At 50.3% G+C, this 16894-nt stretch carries 7 protein-coding genes, 3 tRNA genes, 4 rRNA genes, 1 pseudogene and 1 other annotated feature; of the genes and pseudogenes, 3 read left to right on the top strand and 12 right to left on the bottom strand.

Translation table 11 applies throughout. From position 1 onward, the window contains the following. The first annotated feature begins 109 nt into the window (after positions 1 to 109). A complete protein-coding gene (pssA, locus tag EH207_RS04105; RefSeq protein WP_137712848.1) occupies positions 110 to 1465 on the top strand; it encodes a CDP-diacylglycerol--serine O-phosphatidyltransferase in 1356 nt (451 codons plus the stop codon). Between the two features lie 126 nt (positions 1466 to 1591). Here pssA and EH207_RS04100 read toward each other — a convergent pair whose 3' ends face one another. The 11 genes from EH207_RS04100 to rluD form a co-directional block, all read right to left on the bottom strand. Then, a complete protein-coding gene (locus EH207_RS04100) occupies positions 1592 to 2872 on the bottom strand; it encodes an MFS transporter (protein WP_137712847.1) in 1281 nt (426 codons plus the stop codon). Positions 2873 to 3193: 321 nt separating this feature from the next. Then, positions 3194 to 3309, bottom strand: a 5S ribosomal RNA gene (gene rrf, locus EH207_RS04095). 37 nt (positions 3310 to 3346) lie between these two features. After that, positions 3347 to 3422: transfer RNA gene (locus EH207_RS04090), tRNA-Thr, on the bottom strand. A 17-nt stretch (positions 3423 to 3439) separates the two neighbouring features. Further along, a 5S ribosomal RNA gene (gene rrf, locus EH207_RS04085) occupies positions 3440 to 3555 on the bottom strand. A 111-nt stretch (positions 3556 to 3666) separates the two neighbouring features. Beyond that, a 23S ribosomal RNA gene (locus EH207_RS04080) occupies positions 3667 to 6572 on the bottom strand. Positions 6573 to 6766: 194 nt separating this feature from the next. After that, positions 6767 to 6842 (bottom strand) — tRNA-Ala (locus EH207_RS04075). Between the two features lie 118 nt (positions 6843 to 6960). After that, positions 6961 to 7037 (bottom strand) — tRNA-Ile (locus EH207_RS04070). A gap of 71 nt (positions 7038 to 7108) precedes the next feature. Continuing rightward, positions 7109 to 8650: ribosomal RNA gene (locus tag EH207_RS04065) — 16S ribosomal RNA — on the bottom strand. The 16S, 23S and 5S rRNA genes sit together here with 3 tRNA genes alongside, the layout of an rRNA operon. Positions 8651 to 9099: 449 nt before the next feature. After that, entirely contained in the window at positions 9100 to 11676 is a 2577-nt protein-coding gene (gene clpB / locus EH207_RS04060; protein WP_137712846.1) for an ATP-dependent chaperone ClpB, read from the bottom strand. Positions 11677 to 11809: 133 nt separating this feature from the next. Further along, positions 11810 to 12535, bottom strand: a complete 726-nt coding sequence (gene yfiH / locus EH207_RS04055; protein WP_137715257.1) for a purine nucleoside phosphorylase YfiH — start codon at positions 12533 to 12535, stop codon at positions 11810 to 11812. Positions 12536 to 12542: 7 nt separating this feature from the next. Then, positions 12543 to 13520, bottom strand: a complete 978-nt coding sequence (gene rluD / locus EH207_RS04050) for a 23S rRNA pseudouridine(1911/1915/1917) synthase RluD (RefSeq protein WP_137712845.1) — start codon at positions 13518 to 13520, stop codon at positions 12543 to 12545. Positions 13521 to 13654: 134 nt separating this feature from the next. On the opposite strand from rluD, the gene bamD reads away from it, so the two are divergent. After that, positions 13655 to 14389 carry an outer membrane protein assembly factor BamD gene (gene bamD / locus EH207_RS04040; RefSeq protein WP_137712844.1) on the top strand — a complete coding sequence of 245 codons (735 nt, stop codon included), beginning with the start codon at positions 13655 to 13657 and terminating at the stop codon, positions 14387 to 14389. Between the two features lie 52 nt (positions 14390 to 14441). Here the strand turns inward: bamD and EH207_RS04035 are convergent. After that, positions 14442 to 15770 (bottom strand): annotated as a pseudogene (locus tag EH207_RS04035) (IS4 family transposase). Between the two features lie 354 nt (positions 15771 to 16124). Here EH207_RS04035 and raiA point away from each other — a divergent pair. Beyond that, positions 16125 to 16463, top strand: a complete 339-nt coding sequence (gene raiA, locus EH207_RS04030; protein WP_137712843.1) for a ribosome-associated translation inhibitor RaiA — start codon at positions 16125 to 16127, stop codon at positions 16461 to 16463. 148 nt (positions 16464 to 16611) lie between these two features. After that, positions 16612 to 16738, top strand: a sequence feature (Phe leader region). Positions 16739 to 16894: the final 156 nt, after the last annotated feature.

Here is a 16894-nt window from a genome sequence, read left to right as displayed (position 1 = left end):
CTTACTCACAACAGCCGAAAAGTAATGCTATTATCGCCCGATTCGGCTATTCCTTAACTTTTTACGGTGGCCATGGGTCATACACTGATGAGAGAAGAAACGCACTGTGATGTTGTCAAAATTTAAACGCAATAAATACCAACAACACCTTGCACAATTGCCTAAAATCCCTCAGAAAGCTGATGATGTTCAGACACTTCACACACCTGAACTTTTCCGCACAACGCTGGTGAACGCGATTCTGAGTGCCAGAAAACGTGTTTATCTGGTGGCGCTGTATCTTGAGCGTGACGATGGCGGTATGGGTATTTTGTCTGCGCTATATGAGGCTAAACGGCAGTGCCCTGAACTTGATATTCGCATTCTGGTTGACTGGCATCGTGCCCAACGTGGGCGGATAGGGGCCGCGGCAGAAAATACCAATGCTGACTGGTATTGCGACATGGCGCATAAATATGCAGATAGCCACTTCCCTATCTATGGTGTACCCGTCAATACCCGCGAAGCATTAGGCGTACTGCACCTAAAAGGCTTCATTATTGATGACACCGTCATCTATAGCGGCGCCAGCCTGAACGACGTCTATCTGCATCAACACGACAAGTATCGCTATGACCGCTATCAGGTCATTCGTAATTCGTTACTGGCTGATACCATGGCGCATTACATCCTGACGATCCTGTCGGCTCCGGCGATCCAACGGCTTGATCATGACAATCGTCCCAAAAGTCTGGAAATTAAAAATGAAACCAAACAGTTTCGCCAGGCGCTACGCACGACGACCTATAATACCCCGGACTACAATACCGCTGACGATGAGCTGACCGTCACGCCACTGGTTGGCTTGGGTAAACAGAGCCCGCTAAACAAAACCATTCACCATTTGATGTACTGCACAGAGAATCATCTTGTGTTGTGTACACCGTATTTCAACCTCCCCGCCCTGCTAGTTCGGAATATCATCCGTTTATTACGGGAAGGGAAAAAAGTCGAAATCATTATTGGCGATAAAACCGCCAATGACTTTTATATTCCAGAAGATCAACCCTTTAAAATCATCGGCGCACTGCCTTATCTTTATGAAATTAACCTGCGCCGCTTCCTGAGCAGGCTACAGCGCTATATTGATACTCGACAACTTGTCGTCAGATTATGGAAGGATGGTGATAACAGTTTCCACCTGAAAGGTATGTGGATAGATAATAAATGGCAGTTGCTGACGGGTAATAACCTCAATCCACGCGCCTGGCGTCTGGATTTGGAAAACGCCATATTGATTCACGATCCCAAACAGCTTCTGTTAGCTCAGCGTCAGGAAGAGTTGGACAACATCAGAGTCCACACTCAGATCATCAAAAGTTATATGGAACTGGAAAGCATTGCGCAATATCCGATAAAAGTCCGCAAACTGATTCGACGCTTGCGCCGTATTCGTATAGACAGGCTGATTAGCCGCATTCTCTGATAGTTACGCTATAACACGAAAAACCCCGGAATCTGAACTGACTCCGGGGTTTTTCGTGTTGGATTCCGCTGCAAACGGAGATGTAGCCAGCGTAACCACCGGTTATATTATACAAATCGCCCAAGACTAAAGCTTAATGCCCTTATCTTTACGGTGCAGGCTTAGCGACACAACAAACGCAATCGCCCCCATCACGGAAACATACCAAAAGAAAGCCGTTTCCGAGCCTAAGGACTTCAGTGACAATGCGACATACTCAGCAGAGCCGCCAAACAGCGCATTGGCAACGGCATAAGACAATCCGACACCCAGTGCACGGACTTCTGGTGGGAACATTTCCGCTTTCAGTATTCCACTTATTGAGGTGTAAAAGCTAACGATCACGAGTGAGAGCATCACTAAAGAAAACGCCACAACAGGGTCGGTGACACTTTGCAATACCGTCAGAATCGGAACTGTCAGCAGCGCAGCGAGCGCGCCGAAACAGAGCATCGAATTACGACGGCCAATTTTATCCGACAACGCACCGAAGAAAGGCTGCAATACCATAAATACAAACAGGGCGAGCGTCATTAACCCACTTGCTGTCTTGGCATCCATTCCCGCCGTGTTCACCAGATATTTTTGCATGTATGTCGTGAAAGTATAAAATGTTAACGACCCCCCGGCAGTGAAACCAAGCACGGTAATGAACGCACGTCTATTCTTCCACAAGCCTATGAGAGAGCCTGCGTCTTTATGATCGCGGGTGGATTTGTCCGATGTCTCGTTGAGCGAACGACGTAAAAAGAGTGCGACAACCGCCAATATCGCGCCAATCGCAAAAGGAATGCGCCATCCCCAAGCATGCAATGCTTCATCACTCAAAATGTGTTGCAGAACAACCACAACCATCAGAGCTAATAGCTGGCCACCAATTAGAGTGACATATTGAAAAGAAGCATAAAAACCTTTGCGACCTTCAACGGCCACTTCACTCATATAAGTCGCACTGGTGCCATATTCCCCGCCAACGGAAAGTCCCTGAAACAAACGCGCAATCAGCAATAATAAGGGTGCCCATGTGCCGATAGTGTCATATCCCGGCAAACAGGCGATAACTAACGATCCAAAGCACATCATACAGACCGAAATCAGCATTGAATTTTTACGACCATGCTTGTCTGCAATATAACCGAATAACCAGCCGCCGATCGGACGCATCAAAAAGCCTGCTGCAAAAACTCCTGCTGTTTGTAACAATTGCGTTGTTGTATTTCCTGTAGGGAAAAAGATATGGGCAAAATAAATTGAGCAAAATGAATAAACATAAAAGTCAAACCACTCAACCAGATTACCTGATGAAGCACCAACTATAGCCCGGATGCGTTGACGTGTATCTTTCGCATTTTCCGTTAGACCAGTCATCTTATTTTATTCTCCTGTCTTTATTTCCTGGGCATAAACCATGCCTATTATAGTAAAACAGTTGTTAAACCAAGAGGCAAAAGATTCCTGATTGTAATAATTGGTTAAATATCAATCAATAACGGATATGCGTCTTTTAATCGTTGATATCAAAGGTAATAAAAACCGGAGTACCATTCAACATTATAATCATTGGGTAATAATTTCATTGGGGATAATCATTTTAATAATTCATGCATATCCCGGAAAATATCGATAAAACATGGAATACAAGATAAACAAAAGGCCACCCTTATAGGATGGCCTTTTGTCGTTATTGAAACCTGGCAGTTTCCTACTCTCACATGGGGAGACCCCACACTACCATCGGCGCTACGGCGTTTCACTGCTGAGTTCGGCATGGGGTCAGGTGGGACCACCGCGCTATCGCCGCCAGGTAAATTCTGTTTTAACCGAAACTTTAACCCATATCACTGGTGCTGATACCCAGAGTCGAACTGGGGACCTCACCCTTACCAAGGGTGCGCTCTACCAACTGAGCCATATCAGCGCACCTGAATGTTTGATGCCTGGCAGTTCCCTACTCTCACATGGGGAGACCCCACACTACCATCGGCGCTACGGCGTTTCACTGCTGAGTTCGGCATGGGGTCAGGTGGGACCACCGCGCTATCGCCGCCAGGCAAATTCTTTTCCGTCCCGACCGTCATGCGCCTTTCCTCTCGCACAACCACCAGAACCTATCACGGAACAAGCTGACTATCTCTTCTCTCTCAAAACACCTTCGGCGTTGTAAGGTTAAGCCTCTCGGGTCATTAGTACTGGTCAGCTCAACGTATCGCTACGCTTACACATCCAGCCTATCCACGTCGTCGTCTTCAACGGCCCTTATGGGGACCTAAAGTCCCAGGGAAGACTCATCTCGAGGCAAGTTTCCCGCTTAGATGCTTTCAGCGGTTATCTCTTCCGCACTTAGCTACCGGGCAATGCAATTGGCATCACAACCCGTACACCAGCGGTGCGTTCACTCCGGTCCTCTCGTACTAGGAGCAACCCCTCTCAGTCTTCCAACGCCCACGGCAGATAGGGACCGAACTGTCTCACGACGTTCTAAACCCAGCTCGCGTACCACTTTAAATGGCGAACAGCCATACCCTTGGGACCTACTTCAGCCCCAGGATGTGATGAGCCGACATCGAGGTGCCAAACACCGCCGTCGATATGAACTCTTGGGCGGTATCAGCCTGTTATCCCCGGAGTACCTTTTATCCGTTGAGCGATGGCCCTTCCATTCAGAACCACCGGATCACTAAGACCTGCTTTCGCACCTGCTCGAGCCGTCACTCTCGCAGTCAAGCCAGCTTATGCCTTTGCACTAACCTCCTGATGTCCGACCAGGATTAGCTGACCTTCGTGCTCCTCCGTTACGCTTTGGGAGGAGACCGCCCCAGTCAAACTACCCACCAGACACTGTCCGCGACCCCGCTCAGGGGCCCACGTTAGAACATCAAACATTAAAGGGTGGTATTTCAAGGTCGGCTCCACGCAGACTGGCGTCCGCATTTCGCAGCCTCCCACCTATCCTACACATCAAGGCTCAAGGTTCAGTGTCAAGCTATAGTAAAGGTTCACGGGGTCTTTCCGTCTTGCCGCGGGTACACTGCATCTTCACAGCGAGTTCAATTTCACTGAGTCTCGGGTGGAGACAGCCTGGCCATCATTACGCCATTCGTGCAGGTCGGAACTTACCCGACAAGGAATTTCGCTACCTTAGGACCGTTATAGTTACGGCCGCCGTTTACCGGGGCTTCGATCAAGAGCTTCGCCTTGCGGCTGACCCCATCAATTAACCTTCCGGCACCGGGCAGGCGTCACACCGTATACGTCCACTTTCGTGTTTGCACAGTGCTGTGTTTTTATTAAACAGTTGCAGCCAGCTGGTATCTGCGACTGGTCTCAGCTCCGTCCGCGAGGGACTTCACCAAATCCAGCGTGCCTTCTCCCGAAGTTACGGCACCATTTTGCCTAGTTCCTTCACCCGAGTTCTCTCAAGCGCCTGAGTATTCTCTACCTGACCACCTGTGTCGGTTTGGGGTACGATTGCGTGTTACCTGGTGCTTAGAGGCTTTTCCTGGAAGCGTAGCATCGGTTACTTCGCCACCTTGGTGGCTCGTCGTCACGCCTCAGTGTTAATGACGACCCGGATTTTCCAGGGTCATCCACCTTCACGCTTAAACCGGGACTACCGTCGCCCGGCCAACCTAGCTTTCTCCGTCCCCCCTTCGCAGTAACACCCAGTACAGGAATATTAACCTGTTTCCCATCGACTACGCTTTTCAGCCTCGCCTTAGGGGTCGACTCACCCTGCCCCGATTAACGTTGGACAGGAACCCTTGGTCTTCCGGCGAGCGGGTTTTTCACCCGCTTTATCGTTACTTATGTCAGCATTCGCACTTCTGATACCTCCAGCAGCCCTCGCAGGCCACCTTCGCAGGCTTACAGAACGCTCCCCTACCCAACAATATCGCTATTGCTGCCGCAGCTTCGGTGCATGGTTTAGCCCCGTTACATCTTCCGCGCAGGCCGACTCGACCAGTGAGCTATTACGCTTTCTTTAAATGATGGCTGCTTCTAAGCCAACATCCTGGCTGTCTGGGCCTTCCCACATCGTTTCCCACTTAACCATGACTTTGGGACCTTAGCTGGCGGTCTGGGTTGTTTCCCTCTTCACGACGGACGTTAGCACCCGCCGTGTGTCTCCCGTGATAACATTCTTCGGTATTCGCAGTTTGCATCGGGTTGGTAAGTCGGGATGACCCCCTAGCCGAAACAGTGCTCTACCCCCGAAGATGAATTCACGAGGCGCTACCTAAATAGCTTTCGGGGAGAACCAGCTATCTCCCGGTTTGATTGGCCTTTCACCCCCAGCCACAAGTCATCCGCTAATTTTTCAACATTAGTCGGTTCGGTCCTCCAGTTAGTGTTACCCAACCTTCAACCTGCCCATGGCTAGATCACCGGGTTTCGGGTCTATACCCTGCAACTTAACGCCCAGTTAAGACTCGGTTTCCCTGCGGCTCCCCTATTCGGTTAACCTTGCTACAGAATATAAGTCGCTGACCCATTATACAAAAGGTACGCAGTCACCCCCCATTAAGAGAGGCTCCCACTGCTTGTACGTACACGGTTTCAGGTTCTGTTTCACTCCCCTCGCCGGGGTTCTTTTCGCCTTTCCCTCACGGTACTGGTTCACTATCGGTCAGTCAGGAGTATTTAGCCTTGGAGGATGGTCCCCCCATCTTCAGACAGGATGTCTCGTGTCCCGCCCTACTCATCGAACTCACCGTCTGTGCCTTTTCGTGTACGGGGCTGTCACCCTTTGTTGCGCGACTTTCCAGACGCTTCCACTAAGGCACAAACTGATTCAGGTTCTGGGCTTCTCCCCGTTCGCTCGCCGCTACTGGGGGAATCTCGGTTGATTTCTTTTCCTCGGGGTACTGAGATGTTTCAGTTCCCCCGGTTCGCCTCGTTTGACTATGGATTCATCAAACGATGATGCACTAGTGCACCGGGTTTCCCCATTCGGGTATCGTCGGGTATTACGGCTCATATCGCCTTGCCGACGCTTATCGCAGATTAGCACGCCCTTCATCGCCTCTGACTGCCTAGGCATCCACCGTGTACGCTTAGTCGCTTAACCTCACAACCCGAAGGTGTCTTTGATTCTTCAAAGCCTCTTCGCGCCGTGATTATTGAGAGACTCTGATGCGACCGCCTTTTTATCGCTAAAGACTCATGCCGCCGCATCGTTTCAATTTTCAGCTTGTTCCAGATTGTTAAAGAGCAAAATACTTCGCAGCATACTGTCGCCAATACGCTCTGAAGTCTTTTTAATGGTGGAGCTATGCGGGATCGAACCGCAGACCTCCTGCGTGCAAAGCAGGCGCTCTCCCAGCTGAGCTATAGCCCCAAATCAGTCATACCTCTCTCCACTCGCTTAGCCGACGAAAGGTTCGTTGCGAGTAGCCCTGCTGTGCGCAAACGCACATGAGCAACGCAGCAGCGAAGATTTCAAGGATAAGTAGAGTTGGTAGGCCTGAGTGGACTTGAACCACCGACCTCACCCTTATCAGGGGTGCGCTCTAACCACCTGAGCTACAAGCCTATTAAGGTATTTCTGCTCGTTATTTTCATCAGACAATCTGTGTGAGCACTTCACTCAATCCGCTCTGCTGGTAAGGAGGTGATCCAACCGCAGGTTCCCCTACGGTTACCTTGTTACGACTTCACCCCAGTCATGAATCACAAAGTGGTAAGCGCCCCCCCGAAGGTTAAGCTACCTACTTCTTTTGCAACCCACTCCCATGGTGTGACGGGCGGTGTGTACAAGGCCCGGGAACGTATTCACCGTAGCATTCTGATCTACGATTACTAGCGATTCCGACTTCATGGAGTCGAGTTGCAGACTCCAATCCGGACTACGACGCACTTTATGAGGTCCGCTCACCCTCGCAGGCTCGCTTCTCTTTGTATGCGCCATTGTAGCACGTGTGTAGCCCTACTCGTAAGGGCCATGATGACTTGACGTCATCCCCACCTTCCTCCGGTTTATCACCGGCAGTCTCCTTTGAGTTCCCGACCGAATCGCTGGCAACAAAGGATAAGGGTTGCGCTCGTTGCGGGACTTAACCCAACATTTCACAACACGAGCTGACGACAGCCATGCAGCACCTGTCTCAGAGCTCCCTAAGGCACAACCTCATCTCTGAAGTCTTCTCTGGATGTCAAGAGTAGGTAAGGTTCTTCGCGTTGCATCGAATTAAACCACATGCTCCACCGCTTGTGCGGGCCCCCGTCAATTCATTTGAGTTTTAACCTTGCGGCCGTACTCCCCAGGCGGTCGACTTAACGCGTTAGCTCCGGAAGCCACGGTTCTGGACCACAGCCTCCAAGTCGACATCGTTTACGGCGTGGACTACCAGGGTATCTAATCCTGTTTGCTCCCCACGCTTTCGCACCTGAGCGTCAGTCTTCGTCCAGGGGGCCGCCTTCGCCACCGGTATTCCTCCAGATCTCTACGCATTTCACCGCTACACCTGGAATTCTACCCCCCTCTACGAGACTCCAGCCTGTCAGTTTTGAATGCAGTTCCCGGGTTAAGCCCGGGGATTTCACATCCAACTTAACAGACCGCCTGCGTGCGCTTTACGCCCAGTCATTCCGATTAACGCTTGCACCCTCCGTATTACCGCGGCTGCTGGCACGGAGTTAGCCGGTGCTTCTTCTGCGGGTAACGTCAATGAAAAAGTCTCTTAAACCTTTCCCCTTCCTCCCCGCTGAAAGTGCTTTACAACCCGAAGGCCTTCTTCACACACGCGGCATGGCTGCATCAGGGTTTCCCCCATTGTGCAATATTCCCCACTGCTGCCTCCCGTAGGAGTCTGGACCGTGTCTCAGTTCCAGTGTGGCTGGTCATCCTCTCAGACCAGCTAGGGATCGTCGCCTAGGTGGGCCATTACCCCGCCTACTAGCTAATCCCATCTGGGTTCATCCGATGGCGTGAGGCCCGAAGGTCCCCCACTTTGGTCTTGCGACGTCATGCGGTATTAGCCACCGTTTCCAGTGGTTATCCCCCTCCATCAGGCAGATCCCCAGACATTACTCACCCGTCCGCCGCTCGCCGGCAAAGTAGCAAGCTACTTCCCGCTGCCGCTCGACTTGCATGTGTTAGGCCTGCCGCCAGCGTTCAATCTGAGCCATGATCAAACTCTTCAATTTAAGAATGGTTTGATTCGCTAAGTGAATAGCTTTGCTCAAAGAATCAATAACTGTTTATTCGTAATGAATTTACTGTCAGTCACTCTTCAAGACTTGGTATATCTTTGAGATACGGTCTTGTGAGTGCCCACACAGATTGTCTGATTAAATTGTTAAAGAGCGGTGCCGCATTATCCTGCGGCGCGGGCCGCATAATCTACGCGGTTCCGCTGTAAAGTCAAGCCATTGATGCCCGACTTCATGCTGCCCTCACAACCGCGTTGCCGCTGTTCCCGGGTCAGTGGAGGCGCATTATAGGGACTTCACGGCGGCTTACAAGCGCTAAATGCGAAAAAATCATCGATCGCTTAAAAATAAACCGAATCATCGTCATACGTGTAACTTACACGCAAGAAATGCGGGTTAGATGCATGCAAGCACCTGACCACTAGTCCTGCTGATATATGTCATCATGGTTGATGAGCAACGATATTCTCACCCTCAACGTCCAGTGTTACCGGCTTACCTGGAAGTAATTTCCCGGAAAGTATTTCCTGAGCGAGCGGGTTTTCAATCAGTTGCTGTATTGCCCTTTTTAAAGGACGAGCACCATAAACGGGATCGAACCCTATTTTCCCAAGTAACTCCAGCGCCGGTTCAGTAATTGTTACGCTATATCCTCGCTCTTCAAGACGTTTATACAAACGCTGTAACTGTATCTGAGCAATCGACGTTATATGGGCCCTCCCTAATGGATGGAACACAACGACCTCATCAATGCGGTTAATAAACTCGGGACGGAAGCTATGGCTGACAACTTCAAGCACCATGTCTCTCATTTCGGCATATCCGCGCTCACCAAAGCGTTCTTGAATAAGGTCTGAGCCTAAGTTTGAAGTCATGATGACCACAGTGTTACGGAAATCCACCGTACGACCTTGTCCATCCGTCAAGCGGCCGTCATCAAGCACTTGCAGCAGGATATTGAACACATCGGGATGCGCTTTTTCAATTTCATCCAGCAGGATTACCGAATAAGGGCGACGACGGACAGCCTCTGTCAGATAGCCGCCTTCTTCGTATCCCACATATCCTGGAGGTGCGCCAACCAAACGCGAAACGGAATGTTTCTCCATAAACTCCGACATATCGATACGCACCATGGCATCATCACTATCAAACAGAAATGAAGCCAGCGTTTTACACAGCTCTGTTTTACCAACCCCTGTCGGCCCAAGAAACAAAAAAGAACCGATGGGGCGATTAGGATCAGATAGCCCGGCACGGCTACGACGAATCGAATTCGATACCGCTTCAACCGCCTCATTCTGTCCGATCACCCGCTGGTGTAATTCCTGCTCCATTCGCAGCAGTTTTTCACGTTCACTTTCCAGCATTCTGGACACGGGAATTCCCGTCCAACGAGCGAGCACTTCTGCAATTTCGGCATCTGTCACACGATTACGTAACAAATGCATGGTCTTACCTTCTAGTAAGGTCGCGGCAGATAATTGCTTTTCCAATTCAGGGATCTTACCGTATTGCAGTTCGGACATTCGACCCAAATCCCCCTGACGACGAGCCTGCTCCAGCGAAATCTTGGCCTGTTCCAGAGATGCCTTAATATTTTGCGTGCCAGTGAGTGATGCCTTTTCAGCTTTCCATTCCTCCTCCAGCTTGGAGTAATCACGCTCTTTCCGTTCGAGTTCGGTATTCAGCAATTCCAGGCGCTTCTGACTGGCTTCGTCAGATTCTTTCTTCAATGCCTGCTGTTCCAGCTTTAACTGGATAATCCGACGTTCCAGACGATCCAGCGGTTCAGGTTTCGAGTCGATTTGAATACGAATACTGGAAGCAGCCTCATCAATCAGATCAATTGCTTTATCCGGCAACTGACGATCGGAAATATAACGATGAGACAGCATGGCGGCAGCGACAATAGCCGGGTCAGTAATCTGCACATGGTGATGTAGCTCATAGCGTTCTTTGAGCCCGCGCAAAATTGCAATCGTATCCTCAACGGTAGGTTCAGCAACAAACACTTTCTGGAACCGACGCTCTAAAGCGGCATCTTTTTCAATATATTGCCGATACTCATCCAGCGTTGTGGCACCGACACAATGCAACTCACCACGAGCCAACGCGGGCTTAAGCATATTACCGGCATCCATTGCACCATCGGCTTTACCTGCCCCGACCATCGTATGAAGCTCGTCAATGAACAAGATGACGTTGCCTTCCTGTTTGGATAAATCGTTGAGCACGCCTTTCAGACGCTCTTCAAATTCACCACGATATTTGGCTCCCGCCACCAGCGCGCCCATATCCAGCGAAAGCACTCGCTTGTTTTTCAATCCCTCAGGCACTTCGCCATTTACGATGCGCTGCGCCAGCCCTTCCACAATCGCGGTTTTACCCACCCCCGGTTCACCAATCAGTACCGGGTTGTTTTTGGTCCGGCGCTGTAAAACCTGAATAGTGCGGCGAATTTCCTCATCACGGCCAATAACTGGATCAAGTTTGCCTTGTTCAGCGCGCTCAGTCAGGTCAATAGTGAATTTTTTCAAAGCCTGCCGCTGATCTTCCGCTCCTTGATTGTTCACTTGATCACCACCTCTCAGCTGATTGATAGATTCGCTCACACTTTGCTGACTCGCCCCCGCATTTTTCAGCATATCGGTTAACATACTGCGCGATTCTAAAACGGCCAGCACAAAAAGCTCCGAGGAGATAAAAGTATCTCCTTGCTTTTGAGCTAGTTTGTCACACACATTCAGAGTACGAACCAATTCGCTTGACGGCTGAACATCACCGCCAGTCCCTTCAACTTGGGGTAAACGTGCAATCGCCTGATCAACCTCATTTTTCAGTCGGGATACGTTGACGCCTGCGGCTGTCAATAACGGACTTACCGTACCGCCTTCCTGATTAAGCAATGCGCTCATCAGATGAAGTGGTTCAATAAATTGATGGTCGCGCCCAAGGGCTAGAGATTGAGCATCGGCGAGAGCAAGTTGAAATTTGTTGGTAAGACGATCCAGACGCATAACTCCTCCCATTCACTGGTCAAAATTGCTACTGGAGATTAAATGAGGTCATCCCTCAAAAATTTCAAGGTTATTTTGCCAGTCATGATGGGGTTTAAATGTTACTTGCCATGGATCGTCTTAATTCAATAGGTTATATCAGCCAGATTAAACTTGCCATACGACCGGTTACGCGATCACGTCGATAAGAGAAAAATTTTTGCGAATCGCTCACAGTACAAAAATTTCCGCCAAAAATTTGGACTACACCGCTGGCATGCAAACGCTGTCTCGCGAGCTGGTATATATCGGCAAAAAACTTCTTATTGTAAGGCTTAAACGCAGATGCCGCCATCGCATCATTCTTGATAAACGCTTCTCGTACCTCCAATCCGACTTCAAATGCATCAGGCCCGATCGCAGGTCCCAGCCAAGCCATAATTTGTGATGGTTCAGCCCGGAAACGGGAAAGCGTTTCCTCCAGCACACCTTCACACAGCCCACGCCAGCCAGCGTGGGCTGCTGCCACTTCGTCACCGGCAACAGAGCAAAATAATACCGGCAGACAGTCGGCGGTCATTACCGCACAAACCTGACCTTTATGCGTCGTATAAGCAGCATCTCCACGGACAGAAAGCGGCGGAGTATCATCGATATGAATTACCTCCGTACCATGTACCTGCTCCAGCCAGTGCGGCATAGACGGCAACGCGGCTCCATCAACCAGTATTAGCCGATTCAGCATTACTTTTTCGAGATCGTCGCCGACATGACTTCCCAAATTGAGCGAATCATATGGAGGCAAACTGACACCACCATCGCGGGTAGTACTCAACGCCCGGACATTTTCCGGTAAAGGCCACTCAGGATGTATCAGCATGGTTTCATCACCAATCAAGTTGATCCTGGAACGCTTCCGTATCCGATTTTAGTGCATTTATCAGATCGATCATATCCTGCGGCAGAGGAGCATGCCATTCCATTTGTACTCCGCTGACCGGATGATACAAACGCAGCATGGTGGCATGCAGAGCCTGCCGATCAAAATTGCGCAACACGGAAATGAACGCATCCGATGCGCCCTTAGGCGGGCGAGGACGACCACCATATAAAGGATCACCGACCAACGGGTGGTTAATATGCGCCATATGCACACGAATCTGGTGGGTACGCCCAGTTTCCAGACGCAAACGTAACCGGGTATGCGCACGGAAATGTTCCATAATGCGATAGTGTGTCACCGCAGGCTTCCCCATCGGGTGAACAGCCATATGCGTCCGTTTGGTTGAATGTCGGGCAATTGGTTCATCAACCGAGCCACCCGCGGTCATATTGCCAATGGCGACAGCTTCATACTCACGGGTAATTTCCCTCGACTGCAACGTCTCAACAAGACGAGTCTGTGCCGGTATGGTCTTCGCCACCACCATCAGCCCCGTGGTGTCTTTATCCAGACGGTGCACAATACCAGCCCGAGGAACATCAGCAATTTCAGGGTAATAGTACAGCAACGCATTCAGCACCGTACCATCCGGGTTACCCGCTCCAGGATGCACAACCAGGTCACGGGGCTTATTGATGACGAGAATGTCCTGATCTTCATACACGATATCCAATGCGATATCCTGCGCTTCCCAGCGCGCTTCTTCCTCAATCAGCGCATCAATTGCCACCAATTCGCCGCCCAGCACTTTCTCTTTTGGCTTGTTGATCATAGCGCCGTTAATCTTTACCCGGTTCTCAAGAATCCACTCTTTTATACGAGATCGTGAATAATCAGGGAACAATTCGGCCAAAGCCTGATCTAAACGTTGTCCGAGTTGAGATTCGGCCACCGTTGCGGTGAGTTGTACTTGTTGTGCCATAAGTTGCAGCTTCTTCGTTAACGTTGGGTTTTCACGGCGATGCCGTTTAAAATAATGTACTATTGTAGCTGGTCTAAATCGGGAGCTTAACGGACAGTTTCCCGGAATAACACTCTGAGGATAATCAAAACGTCATGACGCGTATGAAATATCTGGTGGCTGCCGCCACGTTGAGCCTGGCGCTGGCTGGTTGCTCCAGCAATTCCAAGGATGCGGTTCCTGACAGTCCGCCATCTGAACTGTATGCCAACGCTCAACAAAAACTACAGGACGGCAACTTTAAAGCAGCCATCACGCAGTTGGAAGCGCTGGATAACCGCTATCCATTTGGCCCGTATTCACAGCAGGTACAGTTGGATTTGATTTATGCCTACTACAAATCAGCTGAGTTACCGCTGGCTCAAGCCTCTATCGATCGTTTCCTGCGATTAAATCCTACCCATCCAAACGTTGATTATGTCCTTTACATGCGCGGCCTGACGGACATGGCTCTGGACGACAGCGTTCTGCAAGGCTTCTTTGGTGTTGATCGCTCCGATCGCGATCCCCAATATGCCCGCGCCGCTTTCCGGGACTTTAGCAGGCTGATTCAGGGTTATCCCAACAGTCTGTATGCGACCGACGCCAATAAGCGTCTGGTCTATCTGAAGGAACGTTTGGCTAAATATGAGCTTTCTGTCGCGCAATACTACACGAAACGTAGTGCTTATGTGGCAGTAGTTAATCGCGTTGAGCAAATGCTACGTGATTACCCGGACACCAAGGCCACGAAAGATGCACTGCCGCTAATGGAAAATGCCTATCGCGAGCTCCAGCTTGCCGCGCAAGCAGACAAGGTGGCTAAAATCATCGCGGCCAACCCGTCGTAAGCACCTGGCGCAGGAGCTTTGAAACGGCAGCTCAGGTTGTAATGCCAGTCAGTTAAGCAACTGACTGGCCCTTTTTCGGGGCTGAGGTGTATTTCCAGGGCCTCTCCTTTACCACTCTCGGGAAGGCCCTTTCCCTTCTTGTCGGTAACTTTACCAGTTGCCCCATACTTTCAAGATCACCCATCAACTCCGGGATTCGCCCCGGTGAAGCGCCCTGCAGGGTCATCAGCATTCTCATTACCATTCCGCATGACTCTTAGAAGCTCAGCTGATTCGGCCAGTATCCTTTCAGATGTCCCGCCATTTTTATCATCTGATATCTCACCAGATTATACGCCAGTAATACCCCCCACAGTTCCTGCTCCACAAGCTCCGGCTTTTTACTTCTCAGCGTCAGCCTGCTCAGCTGCATCGTCTGTTTTATCTCCCTGTATCCCAGTTCGATCTCCCAGCGATGACTGTACAGGTCTGCCATTTCTCCACCGGGGTAACGCATGGCGTCCGTCATCGACGTTAGCAGATGGACGACTTTTCCTTTGCGCGTCACGGTCAGCAAACGAGCTGTCATCTCATTTCCCAGACCCGGCCACTTTTTTCGTGCCTGTGGACTGGTTTTCAGCTTCACCAGATGGTCGCCTTTACCCAGTTTTCCGACCTCTTCATACTGAGCTCCCTTTCTGAGAGCAAGCATCCAGTGGCGGTGCTCTCCCGCCTGGCTCCAGGCATTTAACAGCCCCAGTGAGTAATAGCCTTTATCCATTAACGTCAGGGTGTTATCTCCGGTTTGCTCTATAAGTTGCTCAGCGAGCTCATTTTCGCTGTTTTTCATTGTGCCGAAGGCAGCTGCCGTCAGCAGATGGCTGGTCAGCTCCATCTGACAGACCATTTTTACCTGCGGGTAGAGTCCTGGTTTCCCGCCATGCGTCTGGCGGGGGAAGGCGATATCGTTTTCTGGCGTGTCCGGTGTTCGCCAGAACACACCATCGATGGCCAGCAGGGTCAGGCCGCACCAGTGCGGATGCGGCGTGGCGTTATGCCAGAGCTGCGCTGTTTGCGTGAACACGCGGCGGACGGCCTCGCTTCGCAGACGCTGACGGGCCTGGATCACAGCGCTGGGTGCGACAAAGGGACGACGGCCCGGCAGCATGATGTCCAGCCGATTAACGAGCTGATGGAGGGGTTCTTTACGTTCAAGGGCCATACCGACGATACACCAGACCATCATTTCCAGCGGCAGACGACGTTTGCGCAGGGTGACGGTGCCGGCTTCGGCAAGACAGCGGGAAATGAGTTCCGGGTTCAGATAATCACCCAGAGAAGTCAGCGGGTTACGCAGAGAATCGTAACGGGATACCAGATCAAGAGCCTGTCCAATGTGCATAAAAAAATCCGGAAACGGGTGAGCATTTCCGGATTCTTACACAGCCACTGGATCGGTCAACCGATCCTTAACTGACTGGCATTACAGCTCAGGTTGCCGTTTTTTTTTGCCTGAGTTTATTCTTAGAAAGGAAGAATAAAGCAGAAAAACCAAGAGTGGTCTCAGAACATCCTTTCATTAATGACATAGCCTCCCCCCTCTCTCAAGCACTTCCCGTCGATTCCTGCGGGCAGTTCACAAATTACGGTTTATTCACAGAAAGTGACAAAATAAGGGATGAAAATCACCCTTTTTGCCACAACTCGCGGTATGCTGAAACTATCCAAGACGGACATAGGCAGAGAGGTAAGTTTTATGATTATCAATATTACCAGCAAGCAAATGGACATTACTCCCGCAATACGTCGACATGTCGAAGACCGTCTTTCTAAACTGGATAAATGGCAAGCTCACCTGATCAACCCACACATCATTCTGTCAAAAGAACCTCAGGGTTTCGTTGCAGATGCAACAATCAGTACGCCAAACGGACCGTTGGTCGCCAGTGCCAAACATGAAGATATGTATGCCGCCGTCAATGAGCTCATCGCCAAACTTGAGCGTCAATTAAATAAGGTGCAGCATAAAGGGGAAGCCCGTCGAGCGGCAACAGGCGTCAAAGATGCCAACCTGCAAATTATTCAGGAAGAGTAATTTCACCTATTCCTGTTACCTGACGCGCCGTTAGGCGCGTCATTCAAAATCGCTCCCGGCAATTTGTATTGACAGGATGAAAAGTCAGCAGTTACCTTAGTTACCATGATTCCAATTTTGACGCATCTTCATTACATGACTGGATCAATATGACCCCTTCGCCGTTCTTCTTCGTATTCTTTTTTATCTTCCGCTGATTTAGGAGGCGATTCGTCACAAGAATAAGAATACGAAGACGAACAAAAAGCCTCCTGTTCTCAGGAGGCTTTTTTTATGGTAGGCAAACATCGTCTACCGTGTGGGGCCGACGCTATGCGTTGTTAAAAACCGATGGCAGCCATTCATGTCCATCACCCTGCTGGACGTCACTGGCGACGTTAAAAAACGCTCTGGCGTTTTTTCTCTTGGAAATTTTTATATAAGAAACGGAA

This window comes from Brenneria rubrifaciens (genome assembly GCF_005484945.1).
Classification (GTDB): Bacteria; Pseudomonadota; Gammaproteobacteria; order Enterobacterales; family Enterobacteriaceae; genus Brenneria; species Brenneria rubrifaciens.
The sequence above is the reverse complement of the archived record's forward strand: the minus strand, read 5'-3'. Positions and strand labels throughout refer to the sequence as shown.

Excerpts from the sequence above, each read along its gene's own strand:
- EH207_RS04100 (WP_137712847.1), bottom strand. The coding sequence starts at position 2,872 with ATGACTGGTCTAACGGAAAATGCGAAAGATACACGTCAACGCATCCGG.
- rluD (WP_137712845.1), bottom strand. The coding sequence starts at position 13,520 with ATGGCACAACAAGTACAACTCACCGCAACGGTGGCCGAATCTCAACTC.
- clpB (WP_137712846.1), bottom strand. The coding sequence starts at position 11,676 with ATGCGTCTGGATCGTCTTACCAACAAATTTCAACTTGCTCTCGCCGAT.
- yfiH (WP_137715257.1), bottom strand. The coding sequence starts at position 12,535 with ATGCTGATACATCCTGAGTGGCCTTTACCGGAAAATGTCCGGGCGTTG.
- bamD (WP_137712844.1), top strand. The coding sequence starts at position 13,655 with ATGACGCGTATGAAATATCTGGTGGCTGCCGCCACGTTGAGCCTGGCG.
- raiA (WP_137712843.1), top strand. The coding sequence starts at position 16,125 with ATGATTATCAATATTACCAGCAAGCAAATGGACATTACTCCCGCAATA.
- pssA (WP_137712848.1), top strand. The coding sequence starts at position 110 with ATGTTGTCAAAATTTAAACGCAATAAATACCAACAACACCTTGCACAA.